Here is a 19260-nt window from a genome sequence, read left to right as displayed (position 1 = left end):
GTTCTTCTTTCGAGTACACGCTCATTTTATCTCCTTTATTTTTTCAAGGTCGGCACTACACAAAGCCTCAAGGTTATCAAAAATCTTTTTAGCAGGCCATTCCCACCACTTTAATTCCAGCAGATAGCCAATGAGTTCATCCTCAAACCTTTTCTTAATAATTCTGATAGGATTGCCACCTGCAATATGATAAGCCGGTATATCTTTTGTAACTACTGAATTGGCAGCAACAATTGCTCCATCACCAATATGCACGCCGGGCATTACAGTGACATTTTGACCTATCCACACATCATTGCCAACAACAGTATCTCCTTTGAAAGGTAAATCCCCAAGTGTCGGAGTGGCCTTTTCCCAACCATGTCCCATGATATTAAATGGATAAGTAGTGACGCTGCACATTCTATGATTCGCACCGTTCATTATAAACTCGATACCTTTTGCTATAGCGCAGAATTTCCCAATGATGAGCTTATCACCTAAAAATTCATAGTGATGTGTAACGCGCTCCTCAAACCGTACCGGCCCATTGATATCATCATAATAGGTGTAATCACCGACGATAATATTTGGGCGTGTGATTACATTTTTAATATAGCATACGCTTTTTATTTTTTCATTCGGATAAATAGAATTTGGATCTGGTCCATATTGCATATATAATTCTCCTTATAGTTTCGGTCGTTCCTATGTAAATAGTCAGTCTCGGAGCCGACATTCAACCTGGCATAAAACCTCGACAATAGTAGAAAGTAATTTTAAATAGGCAGCCTTACTTTTTCTTGCGTTTAGGCTCAAAGACAAATTAAAATTTGTCAGTTATTTATATTCATTAGGAATAGGAATATTAAACCTCTCGCACAAAAGTCTTACATCATGAACATCATTTTCATCATACTCATATCCCAGGTGAAATAAAACTTGATTCTTAGCATCTATACACTTTACCACTTTATCTCCTATTTTCCCGATACCACTAAACACTTCTGGAGGATAAGCTTCTCCTTCAAAAACAAGGTATCCCTGTTCATCGAATTCAAATATATGAAGATCGATTATCCTACCTTTAGCGTCCTTCCAAACCGTGTGATCTGTAGTGGTATATGCTTCGATAACTTCAGAAAAGCCTTTTTCTTTTATTATTTCAAGAAATTTTTTGCTATTGCTTTTTTCCACAAACAAATCAATATCGTTGTGGACCCTTGTTTCCTCACCTAAGAGAGCATCAACTCCCCAGCCGCCATCTAACCAAATGGCAATCTCATTTTCTTCGGCATAAAAAATTATCTCAATGGCATCTTTTTCATTTACCATGCAACCCCTCCGTTCAAATTTAAATCTTTCGCTTCAATAAACACATTTTTAGTCAACATCAAACCTGACCACACAACCTCAAAAACCCCCGAAAAAACATCTAACCTGACCACTCATGACCCCTGACATCTAACTCGACCACTCGCAGGGCTATGACATCTAACCTGACCACTTGACTATCAAAACAGCCCCTTTGGACTTGTTTCCACGAAGCGATATTTTCATGTTTTTCGTTCAATGGGTTTTACGCCCATGTGTGCTGAAAGCCTTGATATTTAAGGCTTTTTCACACACTCACTCTTTCGCCCTTGACATCAATACTACCGTCTCAACGTGGGCGGTGCGGGGGAACATATCCACTGCCTCGGCCCTGCGGAGGGTATAGCCCAGGCCGGTAAACCGCTTCACGTCCCGGGCCAGGGTGGCCGGGTCACAGGAGACGTACACAATCCGCTCCGGGGCCATGGCGGCAATGGTGTCCACCACGTCCTCGGCCAGGCCCTTCCGGGGCGGGTCCACGCACACCACGTCTGGCTTCACGCCCCGGGCAGCCAGGGTGCGGGCGGCCTCGCCCGCGTCGCCGCAGAGAAACTCGGCGTTGTTCACCCCGTTGCGCAGGGCGTTCTCCTTGGCGTCCTCCACCGCCTGGGGCACCACCTCGGCGCCGAACACCTTGCCGGCCTGCCGGGCCATCACCAGGCTGATGGTGCCGATACCGCAGTACAGGTCCAGCACGGTCTCCTTGCCGGTGAGACCGGCGAAGTCCAGGGCACAGCCGTAGAGCACCTCGGCCTGATTGGCGTTGACCTGGTAGAAGGAGGGCACCGACAGCCGGAAGGTAAAGCCGCACAGGGTGTCCTCCAGCCAATCCTGGCCCCAGAGGGTGCGGTAGGAGTCGCCCAGGATGACGTTGTTCTTCTTCTCGTTGACCCCCAGCACCACGCCAACCAGCCCCGGCTCCACGTTCCGCAGGGCGCGGGTCAGGTCCTCCTCGTGGGGCACCGACTTGCCGTTGACCAGCAGGCAGAACAGGGACTGCCCCGCCCGGTTTACCCGGACGTACATATGGCGCACCAGACCCCGGCCGGTGGCCTCGTCATAGGCGGAGATATTGCGCCACTGCATCCAGGACAGCGCGGCGGCCCGGAGCCGGGCGGCGATCTCCGGCTGGAGCAGGCAGTCCTCCACCGAGATGACCTGATGGGTCCGCTGACGGTAGAAGCCCACCCGGGGGCCCTCCGGCCCGGGCTGGACGGGGAACTGGACCTTGTTGCGGTACCGGCGGGTGTCCTTGGCCCCGTGGATGACGGGCACCATGACATCCAGCCCGGCGATGCGCTGGAGGCAGTCCTCCACCCGAATGCGCTTGGCCTCCAGCTCCTCGGCGTAGTTCATGTGCCGGAACTGGCAGCCGCCGCACTTGGTGTAGTGGATGCACTGGGGCATGATCCGGGCGGGGGAGGGCTGGAACACCCGCACCACCCGGCCGAACAGGTTGCTCCGGCCCACCTTCTCGATGTGCACGTCGCACTCCTCGCCCCGGACGCCCCCCTGGACAAAGACCACAATCCCGTCCAGCCGTGCCACGCCGGTGCCGTCGGCAGTGTACCCCTCAATGATGAGGCGGCACACGTCGTTTACCTTTACGTTGCAGTTGAGCATAGTATCACCAAATTGTCAGAGTTGTCAGGCCCAGTCGGCCAGCAGGTCCCCGAACAGGCTCCGGGGCACCGCAAAGGTGGGGGCGCCGGCGGCGTTGGGGGCCAGGTCCTGGGGCTGGTAGAAAAAGACCACCGCGTCGGCGGTGAGATAGAAGTTCTCCCGCTTGAAGAGACTCTCGGCCAGGGCGGCGTCGTAGGTGGTGCCGTTGGCGTCTCCCTGGGCAGCCTGGCGGAGCACCTCCTGCAGAGCGATGGCGGCGGCGGCGTCCGGGTCGGTAAAGAGGTCGTCAAAGGTGAGCACCTCGCCGGTGGTCAGGTCGAAGTGGTCGGCCATGTAGAGCAGGGTGGGGTAGGTGCCGCCGGTGTGGCCGTAATGGGTGCGGAGAATGCTCACCATTTGGCTGGTCTGGTGGGTAATCTCGTAGCTCTCCTCGTCGGTATAGTAGGTGAAGGCGTACCCCATGGACTTGGACAGGGCATAGTCCGCGTCCGCCTGGCCGGCGTTGGCCAGGGTGTCGCTCCGCAGGCCGGCGGACAGGTCCAGATACCACTGGTTTATGGCCTCGTAGGCGGGCACCCCCTCGGCGTTCTCAATCAGGGGCAGGGAGAATTTGCCCTGGACCAGCAGCACGTCGGTGTCCTCGTCGTCGTTCTGGGAGCACTGGCTCTCCTGGACGCCCCACACCGGCGCTTCCGCTTGGGCGGCCTGGCTCTCTGTGGGGGTGGGGGCGGCGGAAACCCCGGGCGTGGGCTGGGGGGACTGGCTCTCCGTGGGGGACGGGGTGGAGGAGGGGTGGGATGTGGGATAGATCAGCTCCTGGGAGGACTGTGGGGCGGCCGGGGCGCAGGCCGAGAGCACCAGCAGAAGTCCGGCGGCCAGAGAGAAAATTCGGCGTTTCATAGAAGCTCCTTTTCCGGCAAAAATGCGGATACCAATACAGAATATATTGTACCACCAAAGAAAAGCGGCGTAAATGGGGAAAGGAAAAACCGGGCGGAGAATTGGCCGTGCGGCGCGGAAAATACGGCGGGACAACAAAAATAAAACAAAAATCGCAATTTTTTCTTACCCGTTTTCTCCAGCGCGGTGTTATACTGGAAAAAACAGCCCCTCCGCGGCGGAGGGGACAGAGGGGGAAAACACCTTGACAACGGAGGAAATTGTGGCCCTGGCCCTGGAATGCGGCTTTTCCCAGGCGGGGGCGGTCAATATGGAGGCTCTGGAGTTCCTGCCCGAGGTGCGGGAGATGTGCGCCGCCGACCGGTGCCGCATGTACGGCCGGTGCTGGACCTGCCCGCCCGCCTGCGGCACGCTGGAGGAGACTGCCGCCCGGGCGGGAAAGTATCACCGGGGCATCCTGGTCCAGTCCACCGCAGAGCTGGAGGACGACTTCGACGTGGAAACCATGCAGGAGCTGGAGGAGCTGCAGAAGAAGCGCTTTTCCCGGCTGGTGGAGCGGCTGAGGGCCATCTGGCCGGACTGCCTGGCCATGGCCTCGGGGGCCTGCTGCATCTGCGAGACCTGCACCTACCCAGACGCGCCCTGCCGCTTCCCCGACAAGGCCATCCCCTCCATGGAGGCCTACGGGCTCTTTGTCTCCCGGGTGTGTGAGCAGTCGGGCATGAAGTACTACTACGGCCCCAGAACCATGACCTATACCTCCTGTGTACTCATCGACTGAACAGCGCGCCCCCGCCCGTCCCGGGCGGGGGCGCGCTTTCTGCGGCGGACCCGGCGGGCAGAATTTCCAAACCGACCTTTTTTCAGTGGAAATCCCCGCCGATGAGCGACAAAAAGACTTTTTCCTCCCGCTTGTTTGTTCATAATTTCTACTTTTTTATTGGGGCGGTTTATGGTATACTGCTAACTTAGGAAATTCCGGCCGGGAGCCATGTGGCCCGGGCCTTTGCCAATGCACGGAAGAAAGGTGAACGAGAAATGGGTAACCTGCTCAAGAAGATCTTCGGCACCAGCTCCCAGCGGAAGCTCAAGGAGATCGAGCCCCTTGTAAAGAAGATTGAGGCTCTGGAGGAGCCCTACAAGGCCCTCACCGATGAGGAGCTCCGGGCCAAGACCGACGAGTTCAAGGCCCGCCTGAAAAACGGCGAGACCACCGACGATATCCTGCCCGAGGCCTTTGCCGTCTGCCGGGAGGCCTCCTGGCGCGTGCTGGGCATGCGCCCCTACCGGGTGCAGCTCATCGGCGGCATCATCCTGCACCAGGGCCGCATCGCCGAGATGAAGACCGGCGAAGGCAAGACCCTGGTGGCCACCCTGCCCGCCTACCTCAACGCCCTCACCGGCGAGGGCGTCCACATCGTCACGGTCAACGACTACCTGGCCAAGCGCGACAGCGAGTGGATGGGCAAGCTCTACCGCTTCCTGGGCCTGACCGTGGGCCTGGTCATCCACGAGGTGTCCCCCGCCCAGCGCCACGCCTCTTACGCCGCCGATATCACCTACGGCACCAACAACGAGTTCGGCTTCGACTACCTGCGTGACAACATGGCCATCTACAAGCAGGAGATGGTCCAGCGGGGCCACGCCTTCGCCATCGTGGACGAGGTGGACTCCATCCTCATCGACGAGGCCCGTACCCCCCTGATCATCTCCGGTCAGGGCGACCAGTCCACCCAGCTGTATCAGATTGTGGACTCCTTTGTCTCCCGCCTGAAGGCCAAGAAGGTGGCCAGCGTGGACGAGAAGGAGGAGGAAGATCCCAATCTGGACGCCGACTACGTGGTGGATGAGAAGGCCCGTACCGTCACCCTCACCGCCCGGGGCATCGAGAAGGCGGAGAAGGCTTTCAACATCGAGAACCTGGCCGACCCCGAGAACACCACCCTGTCCCACCACATCAACCAGGCCATCCGGGCCTGGGGCCTGATGCGCCGGGACAAGGACTACGTGGTCAAGGACGGCGAGGTCATCATTGTCGACGAGTTCACCGGCCGCCTGATGTACGGCCGCCGGTACTCCGAGGGCCTGCACCAGGCCATCGAGGCCAAGGAGAAGGTCCAGGTGGCCCGCGAGTCCAAGACCCTGGCCACCATTACCTTCCAGAACTACTTCCGCCTCTACGGCAAGCTCTCCGGCATGACCGGTACCGCCATGACCGAGGAGGACGAGTTCAACACCATCTACGAGCTGGACATCGTGGAGATTCCCACCAACAAGCCTCTGGCCCGTATCGACCACCACGACGTGGTCTACAAGACCGAGGCCGGCAAGCTCCGCGCCGTGGTTAAGCAGATCGAGGAGTGCCACGCCAAGGGCCAGCCCGTGCTGGTGGGCACCGTGTCCATCGAGAAGTCGGAGGAGCTCAGCGAGATGCTCCGCCGCAAGGGCATCAAGCACAACGTCCTGAACGCCAAGTTCCACGAGAAGGAAGCCGAGATCGTGGCTCAGGCCGGTAAGCTGGGCGCCGTCACCGTGGCCACCAATATGGCCGGCCGCGGTACCGACATTATGCTGGGCGGCAACGCCGAGTTCCTGGCCAAGAACGACCTGCGCAAGGCCGGATTGTCCGATGAGCTCATCGCCGAGTCCACCGGCTTTGCCGAGACCGACAACGAGGAGATCCTCAATGCCCGCAGGATGTTCGCCGAGGCCGAGGCCAAGTATAAGGAGGCCATCAAGGGCGAGGCTGAGAAGGTCCGCGCCGCCGGCGGACTGTTCATCCTGGGTACCGAGCGCCATGAGTCCCGCCGTATCGACAACCAGCTCCGCGGCCGTGCCGGCCGCCAGGGCGACCCCGGCGAGAGCCGCTTCTACCTGTCCCTGGAGGACGACATTATGCGCCTGTTCGGCTCCGAACGGGTGATGGGCATGATGGAGACCCTGGGCGTGGACGAGGACACCCCCATTGAGCAGAAGATGCTCACCAACGCCATCGAGTCCGCCCAGAAGCGGGTGGAGTCCAAGAACTTCCAGACCCGCAAGACAGTGCTGGAGTATGACGACGTGATGAACACCCAGCGCAAGGTCATCTATGAGCAGCGCCGCAGGGTGCTGGACGGGGACAACCTCCAGGAGGCTGTCCAGAACATGATGCACACCGTCATTGCCAACGCCGTCCACGGCCACATGGGCGAGCAGAAGCATATGAACGCCGAGCAGTTCCGCGAGGCTGTGGCCCCCTTCCGGGGCGTGTTCCTCCACCCCGAGGAGCTCAAGCTCAGCGACAAGGAGCTGGAGGGCTACACCGCCGACGAGCTGGTGGAGCTGGTGGCCGGCAAGGCCCGGGAGCTCTATGCCCGCAAGGAGCAGGAGCTGGGCGAGCCCCTCATGCGTGAGCTGGAGCGCGTGGTCATGCTCCGGGTGGTGGACGAGTACTGGATGGACGAGATCGACGCCATGACCGAGCTGCGCCAGGGCATCGGCCTGCGGGGCTACGGCCAGCACGACCCGGTTGTGGAGTACAAGCGGGAAGGCTACGAGATGTTTGAGAACATGATCGCCGCCATCCAGGAGGAGACGGTGCGCCGCCTGTTCCTGGCCCGGGTCAGAGTGGGCGGCGAGGTCAAGCGGGAGCGGGTGGCCAAGGTCACCGGCGAGAGCGGCGCCGACGACGGCACTGTGAAGAAGCAGCCCACCAAGAAAGTGGTCAAAGTGGGCCGCAACGACCCCTGCCCCTGCGGCAGCGGCCTGAAGTGGAAGAAGTGCACCTGCAAGGAGTACCACCCCGACGAGCAGTAAGGCGATTGCGGCCCGCTGCGAGCGGATGCGAGATCGCGCCCTCGGCGCGCCAAGGTTTTGGCTTCTGCCAAAACCTTGATGCCGGGCGGATTCATTCCGCCCGAGCAGATGGGAAAAACGGGGTCCCCACGGAAGAGCCTTCCGTGGGGCGGGCCTTCCGGGGGGAACTGGTGCCCCCCGGAAGGCGCGGCCGTGATACCCGCGCTTCCCGCAGGAAGCGCCCGCGCCTTATCATCCCGACGAGCAGTAAGGCGGTTGGGGCATCCCGAATAAACGATACACCGGGCAGCGCCCGGCAGCAGTGAAAAATGGAAAGTGAAACGTAATAAGGGCTGACAACCTCCGGAGGGAGGAGATTTTCCTCCCTCCGGGACTGCCTTTTGGGTTTTCTTTTCATTTTTCACTTTTCTTTTAAAGGGGAAAGTATGGAGTTTACAGAGAAAACGGTAAACGGCGTCACCTTCGGTCAGGGCGCCGACATGGGCCCCGGCGTGGTCCACGGCTTTTCCACCCGGCTGGGCGGCGTGTCCCGGGGTATCTACGCCTCCCTCAACCTGGGCGTGAACCGGGGGGATGACCGGCGGGCTGTGGAGGAGAATTACCGCCGCTTCTGCACCGCCATCGGCGCGGATGTGGATAAAGTGGTGTTCTCCAGCCAGGTCCATGGGGACACCGTGCGGGTGTGCACCGCTGCCGACGCGGGCTCCGGCCTGGCGCGGAAGCCGGACTATGAGGCCGACGGCCTCATTACCGACGTACCAGGACTGTGCCTGGTGGTGTTCTCCGCCGACTGCCTGCCCATCCTCCTCCACGACCCGGTCCGCCGGGTGGTCTCTGCCGTCCACGCCGGGTGGCGGGGCACCGCCAGCGGCATTGTGGAGCGGGCCTGCGAGAAGATGCGGGACCTGTACGGCTGCCGCAGCGAGGACATCCGGGCCGCCATCGGCCCGGGCATCTCCCGCTGCTGCTTTGAGACCGGCGAGGACGTGCCCAACGCCATGACCGCCGCCCTGGGCGCCGGGGCGCTGAAGTTCATCGACCCATGGCCCGGCGGCAAGTTCCGGGTGGATTTGAAGGGTATCAACACCCACCGCCTCCTCCGGCAGGGGCTGACGGAGGACCACATTGCCGTGTCCTCCGACTGCACCGTCTGCCTCCACGACAAGTACTGGTCCCACCGGGTGACCAGGGGGGAGCGGGGCAGCCAGGGGGCAGCCATCGCCCTGACGGACTGACAGACAGGAACAGGGGGACGCACTATGAAGAAATTGAAGATTGAACCGGGCGTGTGCGGCTTTACCGCCGTGGTGGAGGCCGACTTTGACGAGGACGAGGGTGCTGTGCGGCTGAAAGTGGCTTCCGGCTGTAAGAGCGTGCAGAAGATGCTGGAGGACCTGGGGGATACCTTCGACAGCTATGAGCTGTGCCTGAAGAAGCCGGGGGAGGGGCCTCTGTATGACTATGCCCGGACCCATTTCCCGGGCCACGCCGCCTGCCCGGTGGTGGCGGGCATCCTGAAATGCGCCGAGGCGGAGAGCGGGCTGGCCCTGCCCCGGGACGCCTCCTTCACCTTCCTGTGAGGGGCCGCCTGGCCGCCCTGCTGCTGAGCGGGGCCCTGCTGCTCAGCTGCGCCGCCTGCGCCCCGGAGACGTCGGAGGAGACCCCCGTCCCCACCACCCCCGCCCCCACCCAGACGGCCCAGCAGCCCCAGACCGAGCGGAGGGAGTTTGTGCTGCCCTGCTACGGTGACCAGTCCTTTCACCCCATCACCGGCGGCAACCGGACCAACCTGACCCTGGCCCCCCTGATGTACGAGGGGCTCTATGAGCTGGACCAGAGCTTTACCCCGTCACCGGTGCTGTGCGCCTCCGCCCAGACCGACGAGACCGGGCTTATCTGGACCTTTACCCTGCGGGAGGGTGTCACCTTTTCCGACGGCAGCCTGCTGACCGCCTCCGACGTGGTGTACTCCCTCCAGCTGGCCATGGGGGCCGGCTCCCCCTACGCCGGACGCTTTACCGGCGTCACCGGCATCGGGGCGGGTGAGGGGAAGACAGTGACCATCACCCTGTCCGCGCCCAACGGCGCCCTGCCCGCCCTGCTGGACATCCCCATCGTCAAGGAGACCGGGGGCACGCCCCTGGGCACCGGGCCCTACGTCCTCACCGGCGAGGGGGACAGCCTGGCCCTGGAGGCCAGGGACGGCTGGTGGAAGGGGGAGAAGGTACCTCTGGAGCGCATCCCCCTCTACAACGTGCGGGAGGCCGACGGCATGATCCACGCCTTTGACACCCAGGACATCTCCCTGGTCGCCCTGGACATCACCGGCTCCAACGCCCTGGGCTATTCAGGCACCTACGAGGTGTGGGACTACGCCACGTCGGTGATGCTCTACATAGGCTACAACACCGCCTCCGGCCCCTGCGCCGACCAGGACTTGCGCAAGGCCCTGTCCTACGGCTACGAGCGCACGGCGGTGACCAAGTCCATCCTGTCCCAGCACGCCCAGGCGGCGGCTCTGCCCGTGTCGCCCGCGAGTCCCCTGTACGACGGGACCCTGGCCGGGACTCTGGAGTACGCCCCCCAGACGGCGGAACAGCTGCTGGAGGAGGCCGGGTGGAGCCTGGGGGCCGACGGCCTGCGCACCAACGGCTGGCAGAACCTGAGCCTGCGCTTTATCGTCAACACGGACAACACCTACAAGGTTTCCGCTGCCGAGTACCTGGCCCAGGGGCTGGGTAAGCTGGGCATTACGGTGCAGCTGGACAAGCTGTCCTGGGAGGACTATGTGGCCGCCCTGACGGCAGGGGAATTTGATTTGTACCTGGGGGAGGTCAAGCTCACCGGAGACTTTGACCTGACCGCCCTCATTGCCCCCGACGGGGCCCTGAACTACGGCAAATACAGCGACGCCGACGCCCAGACCCTGCTGACCGCCTTCCGGGCGGCAGGGGAGGGACAGCGGGAGGCAGCGGCCTCTGCGCTGTACACCCACCTGGCGGAGACGGCGCCCTTTACCCCCATCTGCTTTAAAAACTGGTCGGTGCTCACCCACTGGGGCAGCCTGACCGGCCTGTCTCCCACCCAGCAGAATGTGTTTTACGGCCTGACGGGCTGGGAGATGGGCAACGGCTGATAAACGGATTCACTGCCCCGGCGGGCATTGAAGATACACAGAGAGAACCAGAGAGAATTGATTTGTTGGAGGAATGAAGATGGAACAGGTCTTCCGCTGCTATGTGGAGAAGCGGCCCGGATTTGACGTGGAGTCCATGGGCGTGATGCGGGAGCTGCGGGAGCAGCTGGGCATTTCCGCCCTCACCGGACTGCGGATTCTCAACCGGTACGACGTGGACGGGCTGGACCAGGCTGCCTGGCAGGCCGCGCGGGACACGGTGTTCTCCGAGCCCCAGTGCGACGCGTTTTATGAAGAGAACATGCCCGCCCCCGGCGGTATGTGCACCGTTCTGGCGGTGGAGGCCCTGCCTGGCCAGTATGACCAGCGGGCCGACTCCGCCCAACAGTGCATCCAGCTCCTCACCGGCGGTGAGCGGCCCCGGGTGGCCTGCGCCAAGGTCTATGTCCTTATGGGTGAACTCACCGAGAGAGATCTGAAGCGGATCAAAGGCTATCTCATCAACCCGGTGGAGTGCCGGGAGGCGGCCATGGACAAGCCCGCCACCCTGGCCCAGGATTATCCCGCGCCCTCCGCTGTCAGGACCATCAACGGCTTCACCGCCATGGACGAGACCGCCCTCAGCGCCATGCTGGGGGAGTACGGTCTGGCCATGGATCTCAACGATCTGAAGTTCATGCAGGCCTACTTCCGGGACGAGGAGAAGCGGGACCCCACCGTCACCGAGCTGCGTGTGGTGGACACCTACTGGTCCGACCACTGCCGCCACACCACCTTCGGCACCCACATCGACAAGGCTGAGATTGTGGACAACGAGGTGGCCCAGGCCTATCAGGAGTACCTGGCCGCCCGCGAGGAGGTCTACGGCCCCGAGAAGGCCGCCGTCCGGCCCCAGACTCTGATGGACATGGCCACCCTGGGCGCCAAGGTGCTCAAGAAGCGGGGCGTGCTCACCGGCCTGGACGAGAGCGAGGAGATCAACGCCTGCTCGGTCCACGTCACCGCCACCGTGGACGGAGAGGAGCAGGACTGGCTCCTCATGTTCAAGAACGAGACCCACAACCACCCCACCGAGATTGAGCCTTTCGGCGGCGCGGCCACCTGCATCGGCGGCGCCATCCGTGACCCCCTGTCCGGCCGGGCCTATGTGTACCAGGCCATGCGCATCACCGGCTGCGGCGACCCCCGCACCCCCCTGGACCAGACCCTGAGCGGCAAGCTGTCCCAGCGCAAGATCGCCCAGACCGCCGCCGCCGGCTACTCCTCCTACGGCAACCAGATCGGCCTGGCCACCGGCCAGGTGTCCGAGATCTACCACCCCGGCTACGTGGCCAAGCACATGGAGCTGGGCGCCGTGGTGGCCGCCGCTCCGGCGGAGCACGTGGTGCGGGAGTGCCCCGCCCCCGGCGACGTGGTCATCCTGCTGGGCGGCCGCACCGGCCGCGACGGCATCGGCGGCGCCACCGGCTCCTCCAAGAGCCACAACCTGGAGAGCCTGGACACCATGGCCAGCGAGGTCCAGAAGGGCAACGCCCCCGAGGAGCGGAAGATCCAGCGGCTCTTCCGCCGGGGTGATGTGACCCGCCTCATCAAGCGCTGCAACGACTTCGGCGCCGGCGGCGTCAGCGTGGCCATCGGCGAGCTGGCCGACGGCCTGTCCATCAGCCTGGACGCGGTGCGCAAGAAGTACGACGGCCTGGACGGCACCGAGCTGGCCATCTCCGAGAGCCAGGAGCGGATGGCTGTGGTGGTGGCGCCCCAGGACGCCGCCGCCTTCATTGCCGCCGCTGAGAGCGAGAACCTGGAGGCCTATCAGGTGGCCACCGTCACCGAGGACCCCCGCATGGTCATGACCTGGAACGGTCAGACCGTGGCCAGCCTGTCCCGGGCCTTCCTGTCCTCCAACGGCGCGGACAAGCACATCACCGTCACCGTCCCCGCCCGCAAGGCCCACGAGACTGAGCTGCACCCCTCCCGCCTGGCCCAGCTGGCCGCCCAGCTGAAGCTGGCCACCCAGCGCGGTCTGGGCGAGCGGTTTGACGGCTCCATCGGCGCAGGCAGCGTGCTCATGCCCTTCGGCGGCGCCTGCCAGACCAGCCCCGCCCAAGCCATGGCCGCCCTGTTCCCCGTGGGCCCCGGCCACGAGACCGACACCTGCTCCGTCATGGCCTGGGGCTTTGACCCCGACCGTATGGCCCGTGACCCCTTCGGCGGCGCCCAGGCCTCCGTGGTGGAGTCCCTGGCCCGGCTGGTGGCCTCCGGCTGCGATTACAGAAAGGCCTACCTCACCTTCCAGGAGTACTTTGAGAAGCTGCGCACCGACCCGGAGCGGTGGGGCAAGCCCTTCCAGGCCCTGCTGGGCGCCCTGCGTGCCCAGCTGAAGCTGGGTGTGGCCGCCATCGGCGGCAAGGACTCCATGTCCGGCTCCTTCCTGGATCTGGACGTGCCCCCCACCCTGGTGTCCTTCGCCATTGCCCCCGCCAAGGCCGGAGAGGTCATCTCCCCCGAGTTCAAGGCGGGCGGACACCCGGTCTACCTGTTCCAGAGCGTGGCCTATGACGACTACGACAGCCTGAAAAAGACCTGGGAGACCTTCCATGACCTGTGCCAGGCGGGCAAGGTGTGCTCCGCCTGGGCCGTAGGCAGCGGCGGCCTGGCCGAGGGCATTATGAAGATGTCCTTCGGCAACCGGGTCGGCTTCACCGCCGAGCCCTCCGCTGAGAGCAGCCTGTTCTACTCCGGCAGATGCGGCGCTATCCTGGCCGAGTGCGACGGCCCTGTGCCCGGCGGCATGCTGGTGGGACACACCACCGACGCGGCCAGCATCTTCCTGGGCGGCGAGTCGGTCACCGTGGACCAGCTGCTCGCCATCAGCGAGGGCGTGCTGGAGGAGGTCTATCCCACCCGGGCCGGCACCCCCGGCAAGGTGGAGCCCATCTCCTGGACCGGCCGCTCTCCCGCGGTCTGCGCCCACAAGACGGCCCGGCCCCGCGCTGTCATCCCCGTCTTCCCCGGCACCAACTGCGAGTACGACACCGCCGCCGCCTGCCTGCGGGCCGGTATTGAGCCGGAGATCCTGGTGGTGCGCAACGGCGGCACCGAGCAGCTCCGTGAGTCCGCCCAGGCCCTGGAGGCGGCCATCCGCCGCAGCCAGATGATCGTGGTGCCCGGCGGCTTCTCCGGCGGCGACGAGCCCGACGGCTCCGGCAAGTTCATTGCCTCCTTCTTCCGCAGTGGACCCATCACCGACGCCGTCCACGACCTGCTCAAGCACCGTGACGGCCTGATGCTGGGCATCTGCAACGGCTTCCAGGCTCTCATCAAGCTGGGTCTGGTGCCCTACGGCGAGATCCGTCCCATGGACGACACCTGCCCCACCCTGACCTATAACCTCATCGGCCGCCACCAGAGCCGGTACGTCACCACCCGGGTGGCCAGCGTCAACTCCCCCTGGATGCTCAAGAGCCAGGTGGGCGACCTCCACGCCATCCCCGTCTCCCACGGCGAGGGCCGCTTTGTGGCTCCCGAGGGCCTGCTGAAGGACCTCATCGCCAAAGGCCAGGTGGCCACCCAGTATGTGGACGCCGCTGGTGTGCCCTCCATGGACATCACTGTCAACCCCAACGGCTCCATGGAGGCGGTGGAGGGCATTTTCTCCCCCGACGGTCGGGTGTTCGGCAAGATGGGCCACAGTGAGCGCCGCGGCCCCTGGGTTGCCCGCAACATCCCCGGCGACAAGCACCAGCCCCTCTTTGAGAGCGGTGCGGAGTACTTCAAATAAGATACGTGCAGCTTCAGGGGCGCCGGGTTTCCCGGCGCCCCGGTTTTTATCCTTTTTTAATCCTTCCTCCATGGGGGATTTAAGATTGCAGTGGTACAATCTCCCCAACAAGACAAAGGAGGCGCTCTTATGGTTACTCTGATTGTGGGCTGCACCGTGGCCATTGTGGTTTTGGCTCTGATACTGACCATCCTCAGCGTGCCGGTGATGATCATTCTGTCCCTGGCCCCCTGGGCTCTGGCTGTGGCCGGCGTGGTGCTGCTGGTGAAGGCCCTCACCGAAAAGCCCATGCGCTGGGAGAACTTTATGCCCGCCGTGGTGGCCTTTCTCCTCTCCGGCCTGATCCGCTGGATTTTCTGAGCAGAATCTGAACATTTCCTTACGAATATCCGCCGGTCTTGACTTGGGTCTTGACCGGCGGATATAATCTTAGAAAAAGGAGGGAGCCCGCGATGAAGGCCAATATTCTGGTGGTGGACGATGAGCCCGAGATTGCCGACCTGGTGGAGGTCTATCTCAAGAGCGAGGGGTTCACTGTGTTCAAGTGCGGCACCGGAGCCGACGCCCTCCAGTGCGTGAACCGGGAGCCGCTGGACCTGGCCATCCTGGACGTGATGCTGCCCGACATCTCCGGCTTTACCCTCTGTGGGGAGATCCGCCGGGAGCACCATTTTCCCGTCCTCATGCTCACCGCCCGCACCGAGGACATGGACAAGATCACCGGCCTGACCATAGGCGCCGACGACTACATGACCAAGCCCTTCAACCCCCTGGAGCTGGTGGCCCGGGTGAAGGCCCAGCTGCGGCGGTACACCCACTACAACGAGAACGACCGGCCTGTGGGGGATATCATCGACTTCAACGGCCTGGTCATCAACCGCTCCACCCACGAGTGCACCCTGTATGACAAGCCCCTGAATCTGACCCCGCTGGAGTTTGACATCCTGTGGATGCTCTGCGAGAACCGGGGGCAGGTCATCTCCGCCGAGAAGCTGTTTGAGAGCGTGTGGGGGGAGAAGTATCTGGACCGGAACAACACCGTTATGGTCCACATCCGCCGCCTGCGGGAGAAGATGGGAGAGCCGGGCCGCAATCCCCGGTTCATCAAAACCGTGTGGGGCGTGGGGTATAAAATCGACTGAAGGCAGCCTGAAAAATTTTTGAAAGAAAATTCGAAAAAAACGTTGACAAACCGGGGAGCGTCGGATATAATAAATCCTGCCCTGTTCGACGGGGTTACATGGCGGCATAGCTCAGTTGGCTAGAGCATGCGGTTCATACCCGCAGTGTCCCCGGTTCGAATCCAGGTGCCGCTACCATAAAAATCTAACAGGATGGGTTCCCATCCTGTGCAGACGGCCCGGTGGTCAAGCGGCTAAGACACCGCCCTTTCACGGCGGTAACACGGGTTCGATTCCCGTCCGGGTCACCAACCCCTTCATGGGGCATGACCGGACATACCAGATATGGAGGCATAGCTCAGCTGGTAGAGCGTCCGCCTCACACGCGGAAGGTCACAGATTCGAGTTCTGTTGTCTCCACCACAAAAACAGTCACGTCAAACGACGTGGCTGTTTTTGCTTTTCCGGAAGAAGGGAAACACCGACCTGTTCGGCGGGCAGACGTCAGTAAAAAGCACCTGAAGCCACGGATTCAGGTGCTTTTGTTGTTTACAGGGACATGTCAGCCGCCCAGAATCTCCCCGGCGGTACGGATTTGCTCCGGGGTGGGAGTCCAGTAGAAGGTAATTTCCACCATGCGGCTCTCCCAGCAGATGAGGTAGGTATCCCGGGAACCGTCGTCCCGCTGAACCTGATAGGCCGCCTGAGCGCCCCAGGGAGCGGCGTCAATGGGCTCGTAGTGGTCCACAAACACATAGTCATCGATGACCTCGTCCTGCCGCTCTTTCAGCAGGCTCTGGCAGATGAAATCATAGAGGAAGGGCAGCTTGACGTCGGTGACGGTGTAGCTGAGCTGATAGTCCCGCTCGTCCTGGTTAAAGAGAGGCCGCTGTTCATACTCACACCGGGAGAGAAGGAAGGTTTCCTGACAGTCGGCCTCCCTGGAGTACTGGGTGTCTGTCTCCACCAGGTCCTCCACCGTCAGGGGCATGGGATCGTCGTAGATGTCCCAGGTAATATTACCCCACTGGTAGCTGCCCACCGGCTGGCGGCTGTCGCCAAAGGAGAGCAGGCCGGTGAGAATGCCGGCGGTGAAGCCTGCCAGCCCTGCCACGGTCAACAGCAGAACACAGCCCATGGTGACCACCTGATTGACCCTACGGGAGACACCACGCTTTTTCAGCCATCTGGACAGGCAGCGGCCCAGCAGGCCCATCGCCACGATAACCGCTGCCCACACCGCCAGGAACAAGAACTTGCGGACAGAGCCCGCCAGTGAGAGAATCAGGAGCAAAATGGCCACGGCCAGCAGGCACCAGCCCAACGGCCGATTGGTGTGGACGGGCAGGAAAACGCCCTGCTCAGCGGCCTGCTTTGCCCGCCGGTGCCAGAGAAAGTAGTGGATCAGCTCATAGAGGGGGAATACCACCAGCAGCATCCACAAGGGGAGGGGGGACAGATAGGACGGAGTGGACAGGTAATCCACCGGGTTCCGCCACAGCTGACGGAGCTGGTACACCAGAACGAACAGGTAGAGGGCCAGGGACAGGAGCTGAGCGGTGAGCACCCGCTTGGACATGGTGCGGTGGATGGTCTCCACCTGGGTCACCGGGTCGGTGTCGATGGGCACGGCGTCCGCCCGGTTGGTGTAAAAAATCTGCATGGCGTCCCAACGGGCCGCCAGCTCCCAGCCGTCCTGGGCGCAGAAGTCCTCCTTCATCAGCTGCCGCTGGCTGGGGTGGGGGTCAAACTCCGAGGCGCTGGGGAAGTAGGTGACGGCAAAGCGGAGCTGCTGGGGCCGGATTTTCCGGTAGGTCCAGAGCAGTCCGCCGGGCTGGTGGATCATCCAGCCCTGGGCGGCCATCTGCTCCAGCTTCTTCTCAATCCCCTTTTGGTCGTAAAAGGAGAGGTTGGTAAAACAGCGTCTGGTCTTGCTCATTCCTGTGCCTCCTCTCTCAAAACACGGTCATAGTCCTCTGTCTGGCTCCGGAGCCGCCGGTACTCCCGGTCCAGCATCTCCCGTCCCTTATCTGTGATGATGTAGCTCCGGCGGCGACCTGCTGCCTCGGTCTCCTGAATCACCCCCGCCGCCAGGAACTGCTCCAGCAGGTCGTACAGGGTGCCTGAGCCGATGGTCACCCGGCCCTCGGTGAGGGCACGCACCGCCTCCAGAATGTCCGACCCCCGGCGCTCCCGGCGCAGGCAGAGCAGGATATAAAACATCTGCTCGGTGAGGGTCTTGAATTTCTCCCGCGGCATGGCGGCTCTCTCCTTTCTCGATTATCGAGTTTTTTCAATTCCATTATAACTCGAATATCGAGAAAGTCAATGCGGCAAAATGGAGAAAACAGCGGAGCTGTTGCCATATGGACACGAATATGGTATAAAGAGAGTGGGAAAGGACCGTTTTTCGGCCAAAAGGAGAACAAAAATGGGAAAATTAGACTTTAGAAATCAGCTGATTCTAGGCGTAGTCATTCTGATGGCGGGCTTTGTGTGCGCCACTGTCACGAAAATAGCGGTGTGCGCCAATATCGGCTGGATCATCTACGGTCTGCTGTTTGTCATCCACCCGGTGTGGCCCGAGAACGCGAGAAACCCCAGAGTGGCGCTGTACATGCGCCTGGCGGGCGTGATTATCGTTCTGCGGGGCCTTGTCGCCCGGTTCGGCGTCTGACGGGGACAGTTTTCCCCTGATGACACTTTTCTTTTACAGGGAAACCGTGTATACTAACGGCAGAATCCCGTGACCTTCCGGCTGTGCCAGAGGAATTTTCTCACGGGGAAAGGAGAATTGTCCGTGTACGAAAACAACTACTATACCCAGGAGGGGTACGGCAGCTACGGCATGGTGGAGACCGTGGGCCGTTACACCGCCCGTACCTTCCTCTGGATGTTCGCCGGCCTGGCCGTCACCTTCGGCGTGGCCATCGCCGGGTATATCACCGGCTTCAGCTTCCTGCTCCTGTTCAACACCTTCACCTATATCGGACTGCTCATCGCCCAGCTGGTGGTGGTGCTGGTGCTCTCCGCACGGGTTCACAGCCTGTCCGTGCCGGCGGCCCGCTTCCTGTTTTTCGCCTACGCCGCCCTCACCGGCGTGACCTTCTCGGTCTACTTCGTCATCTTTGACGTGATGAGTCTGGTGATTGTGTTCGGCGTCACCGCCCTGTACTTCGGCGCCATGGCCGCCTTCGGCTACGCCACCAAGGCCGACCTGTCCCGCATCCGCACCGTGCTGATGGGCGGACTCATCTTCCTGCTGGTCTTTGCCTTCCTGTCCATGTTCATTCCCGGCCTTGCGGCCATGGACCGGATCTACTGCCTCATCGGCATTGCCATCTTCCTGGGCTTCACCGCCTACGACACCCAGAAGATCAAGGCCTTCCACGCCTACTACGGCCACGACCCCGAGATGGCGGCCAAGGCCTCCATCTTCTCCGCTCTCCAGCTCTACCTGGATTTCATCAACCTGTTCCTCTATCTGCTCCGCTTCCTGGGCAGACGCCGGAACTGACAAGACAAAACATGCCCCTGCGCCCATGGGC

16 protein-coding genes and 3 tRNA genes are annotated in these 19260 nt (G+C 61.9%); 13 read left to right on the top strand and 6 right to left on the bottom strand.

The features are described from left to right. Positions 1 to 21: 21 nt before the first annotated feature. The 4 genes from ACOX7T_RS07985 to ACOX7T_RS07970 form a co-directional block, all read right to left on the bottom strand. Positions 22 to 657, bottom strand: a complete 636-nt coding sequence (locus ACOX7T_RS07985; RefSeq protein ID WP_433441580.1) for a Vat family streptogramin A O-acetyltransferase — start codon at positions 655 to 657, stop codon at positions 22 to 24. Between the two features lie 162 nt (positions 658 to 819). Next, positions 820 to 1314 carry a nucleotidyltransferase domain-containing protein gene (locus ACOX7T_RS07980; RefSeq protein WP_433441578.1) on the bottom strand — a complete coding sequence of 165 codons (495 nt, stop codon included), beginning with the start codon at positions 1312 to 1314 and terminating at the stop codon, positions 820 to 822. A gap of 294 nt (positions 1315 to 1608) precedes the next feature. Next, positions 1609 to 2976 carry a 23S rRNA (uracil(1939)-C(5))-methyltransferase RlmD gene (gene rlmD / locus ACOX7T_RS07975; protein WP_433441576.1) on the bottom strand — a complete coding sequence of 456 codons (1368 nt, stop codon included), beginning with the start codon at positions 2974 to 2976 and terminating at the stop codon, positions 1609 to 1611. Between the two features lie 24 nt (positions 2977 to 3000). After that, positions 3001 to 3876: a DUF3298 domain-containing protein gene (locus ACOX7T_RS07970; protein WP_433441574.1), complete on the bottom strand. Its 876-nt coding sequence runs from the start codon at positions 3874 to 3876 to the stop codon at positions 3001 to 3003. A 244-nt stretch (positions 3877 to 4120) separates the two neighbouring features. Here ACOX7T_RS07970 and ACOX7T_RS07965 point away from each other — a divergent pair, with 244 nt between their 5' ends. From ACOX7T_RS07965 to ACOX7T_RS07915, 11 genes are all read left to right on the top strand, one after another. Further along, positions 4121 to 4657: a DUF2284 domain-containing protein gene (locus tag ACOX7T_RS07965; RefSeq protein WP_433441572.1), complete on the top strand. Its 537-nt coding sequence runs from the start codon at positions 4121 to 4123 to the stop codon at positions 4655 to 4657. A 257-nt stretch (positions 4658 to 4914) separates the two neighbouring features. Beyond that, complete coding sequence (secA, locus tag ACOX7T_RS07960; protein WP_433441570.1) at positions 4915 to 7674, top strand: preprotein translocase subunit SecA; 2760 nt, start codon at positions 4915 to 4917, stop codon at positions 7672 to 7674. A gap of 425 nt (positions 7675 to 8099) precedes the next feature. Then, positions 8100 to 8909 carry a peptidoglycan editing factor PgeF gene (gene pgeF / locus ACOX7T_RS07955; protein ID WP_433441568.1) on the top strand — a complete coding sequence of 270 codons (810 nt, stop codon included), beginning with the start codon at positions 8100 to 8102 and terminating at the stop codon, positions 8907 to 8909. A 24-nt stretch (positions 8910 to 8933) separates the two neighbouring features. Beyond that, positions 8934 to 9254 (top strand): DUF6951 family protein, encoded by a 321-nt coding sequence (locus ACOX7T_RS07950; protein WP_433441566.1) that lies wholly within the window; start codon positions 8934 to 8936, stop codon positions 9252 to 9254. After that, on the top strand, positions 9251 to 10810 hold the full coding sequence (locus ACOX7T_RS07945; RefSeq protein WP_433441564.1) for a peptide ABC transporter substrate-binding protein: 1560 nt from the start codon (positions 9251 to 9253) through the stop codon (positions 10808 to 10810). The genes ACOX7T_RS07950 and ACOX7T_RS07945 overlap by 4 nt, the downstream gene beginning before the upstream one ends. A gap of 79 nt (positions 10811 to 10889) precedes the next feature. Next, entirely contained in the window at positions 10890 to 14591 is a 3702-nt protein-coding gene (locus ACOX7T_RS07940; RefSeq protein ID WP_433441562.1) for a phosphoribosylformylglycinamidine synthase, read from the top strand. A gap of 129 nt (positions 14592 to 14720) precedes the next feature. After that, entirely contained in the window at positions 14721 to 14951 is a 231-nt protein-coding gene (locus tag ACOX7T_RS07935) for a phage-shock protein (protein WP_433441560.1), read from the top strand. 92 nt (positions 14952 to 15043) lie between these two features. Next, positions 15044 to 15733, top strand: coding sequence for a VanR-ABDEGLN family response regulator transcription factor (gene vanR / locus ACOX7T_RS07930; protein ID WP_433441558.1), 690 nt, complete (start codon positions 15044 to 15046; stop codon positions 15731 to 15733). Positions 15734 to 15833: 100 nt separating this feature from the next. After that, positions 15834 to 15910, top strand: a tRNA-Met gene (locus tag ACOX7T_RS07925). Between the two features lie 38 nt (positions 15911 to 15948). Beyond that, positions 15949 to 16023: transfer RNA gene (locus tag ACOX7T_RS07920), tRNA-Glu, on the top strand. A 36-nt stretch (positions 16024 to 16059) separates the two neighbouring features. Then, positions 16060 to 16135, top strand: a tRNA-Val gene (locus tag ACOX7T_RS07915). Between the two features lie 139 nt (positions 16136 to 16274). Here ACOX7T_RS07915 and ACOX7T_RS07910 read toward each other — a convergent pair. Both ACOX7T_RS07910 and ACOX7T_RS07905 read right to left on the bottom strand, forming a co-directional pair. Beyond that, the gene (locus ACOX7T_RS07910; protein ID WP_433441556.1) at positions 16275 to 17651 is read right to left on the bottom strand and encodes a DUF2812 domain-containing protein; all 1377 of its coding nucleotides are present in this window, start codon (positions 17649 to 17651) and stop codon (positions 16275 to 16277) included. Then, positions 17648 to 17971, bottom strand: a complete 324-nt coding sequence (locus ACOX7T_RS07905) for a PadR family transcriptional regulator (protein WP_433441554.1) — start codon at positions 17969 to 17971, stop codon at positions 17648 to 17650. Before ACOX7T_RS07905 ends, ACOX7T_RS07910 begins: the two co-directional genes overlap by 4 nt. A 172-nt stretch (positions 17972 to 18143) precedes the next feature. On the opposite strand from ACOX7T_RS07905, the gene ACOX7T_RS07900 reads away from it, so the two are divergent. Beyond that, positions 18144 to 18389, top strand: coding sequence for a hypothetical protein (locus ACOX7T_RS07900; RefSeq protein ID WP_433441552.1), 246 nt, complete (start codon positions 18144 to 18146; stop codon positions 18387 to 18389). A 123-nt stretch (positions 18390 to 18512) separates the two neighbouring features. After that, positions 18513 to 19229: a Bax inhibitor-1/YccA family protein gene (locus ACOX7T_RS07895; protein ID WP_433441550.1), complete on the top strand. Its 717-nt coding sequence runs from the start codon at positions 18513 to 18515 to the stop codon at positions 19227 to 19229. The last annotated feature ends 31 nt before the right edge of the window (positions 19230 to 19260 follow it).

Source organism: Pseudoflavonifractor sp. (assembly GCF_050943825.1).
GTDB lineage: Bacteria > Bacillota > Clostridia > Oscillospirales > Oscillospiraceae > Pseudoflavonifractor.
The sequence above is the reverse complement of the archived record's forward strand: the minus strand, read 5'-3'. Positions and strand labels throughout refer to the sequence as shown.

Bases quoted from the DNA above. Each gene is read 5' to 3' on its own strand.
- ACOX7T_RS07935 (WP_433441560.1), top strand. From the start codon at position 14,721: ATGGTTACTCTGATTGTGGGCTGCACCGTGGCCATTGTGGTTTTGGCT.
- vanR (WP_433441558.1), top strand. From the start codon at position 15,044: ATGAAGGCCAATATTCTGGTGGTGGACGATGAGCCCGAGATTGCCGAC.
- ACOX7T_RS07900 (WP_433441552.1), top strand. From the start codon at position 18,144: ATGGGAAAATTAGACTTTAGAAATCAGCTGATTCTAGGCGTAGTCATT.
- ACOX7T_RS07985 (WP_433441580.1), bottom strand. From the start codon at position 657: ATGCAATATGGACCAGATCCAAATTCTATTTATCCGAATGAAAAAATA.
- ACOX7T_RS07910 (WP_433441556.1), bottom strand. From the start codon at position 17,651: ATGAGCAAGACCAGACGCTGTTTTACCAACCTCTCCTTTTACGACCAA.
- pgeF (WP_433441568.1), top strand. From the start codon at position 8,100: ATGGAGTTTACAGAGAAAACGGTAAACGGCGTCACCTTCGGTCAGGGC.
- ACOX7T_RS07980 (WP_433441578.1), bottom strand. From the start codon at position 1,314: ATGGTAAATGAAAAAGATGCCATTGAGATAATTTTTTATGCCGAAGAA.
- ACOX7T_RS07905 (WP_433441554.1), bottom strand. From the start codon at position 17,971: ATGCCGCGGGAGAAATTCAAGACCCTCACCGAGCAGATGTTTTATATC.
- ACOX7T_RS07950 (WP_433441566.1), top strand. From the start codon at position 8,934: ATGAAGAAATTGAAGATTGAACCGGGCGTGTGCGGCTTTACCGCCGTG.
- ACOX7T_RS07970 (WP_433441574.1), bottom strand. From the start codon at position 3,876: ATGAAACGCCGAATTTTCTCTCTGGCCGCCGGACTTCTGCTGGTGCTC.
- rlmD (WP_433441576.1), bottom strand. From the start codon at position 2,976: ATGCTCAACTGCAACGTAAAGGTAAACGACGTGTGCCGCCTCATCATT.
- secA (WP_433441570.1), top strand. From the start codon at position 4,915: ATGGGTAACCTGCTCAAGAAGATCTTCGGCACCAGCTCCCAGCGGAAG.
- ACOX7T_RS07940 (WP_433441562.1), top strand. From the start codon at position 10,890: ATGGAACAGGTCTTCCGCTGCTATGTGGAGAAGCGGCCCGGATTTGAC.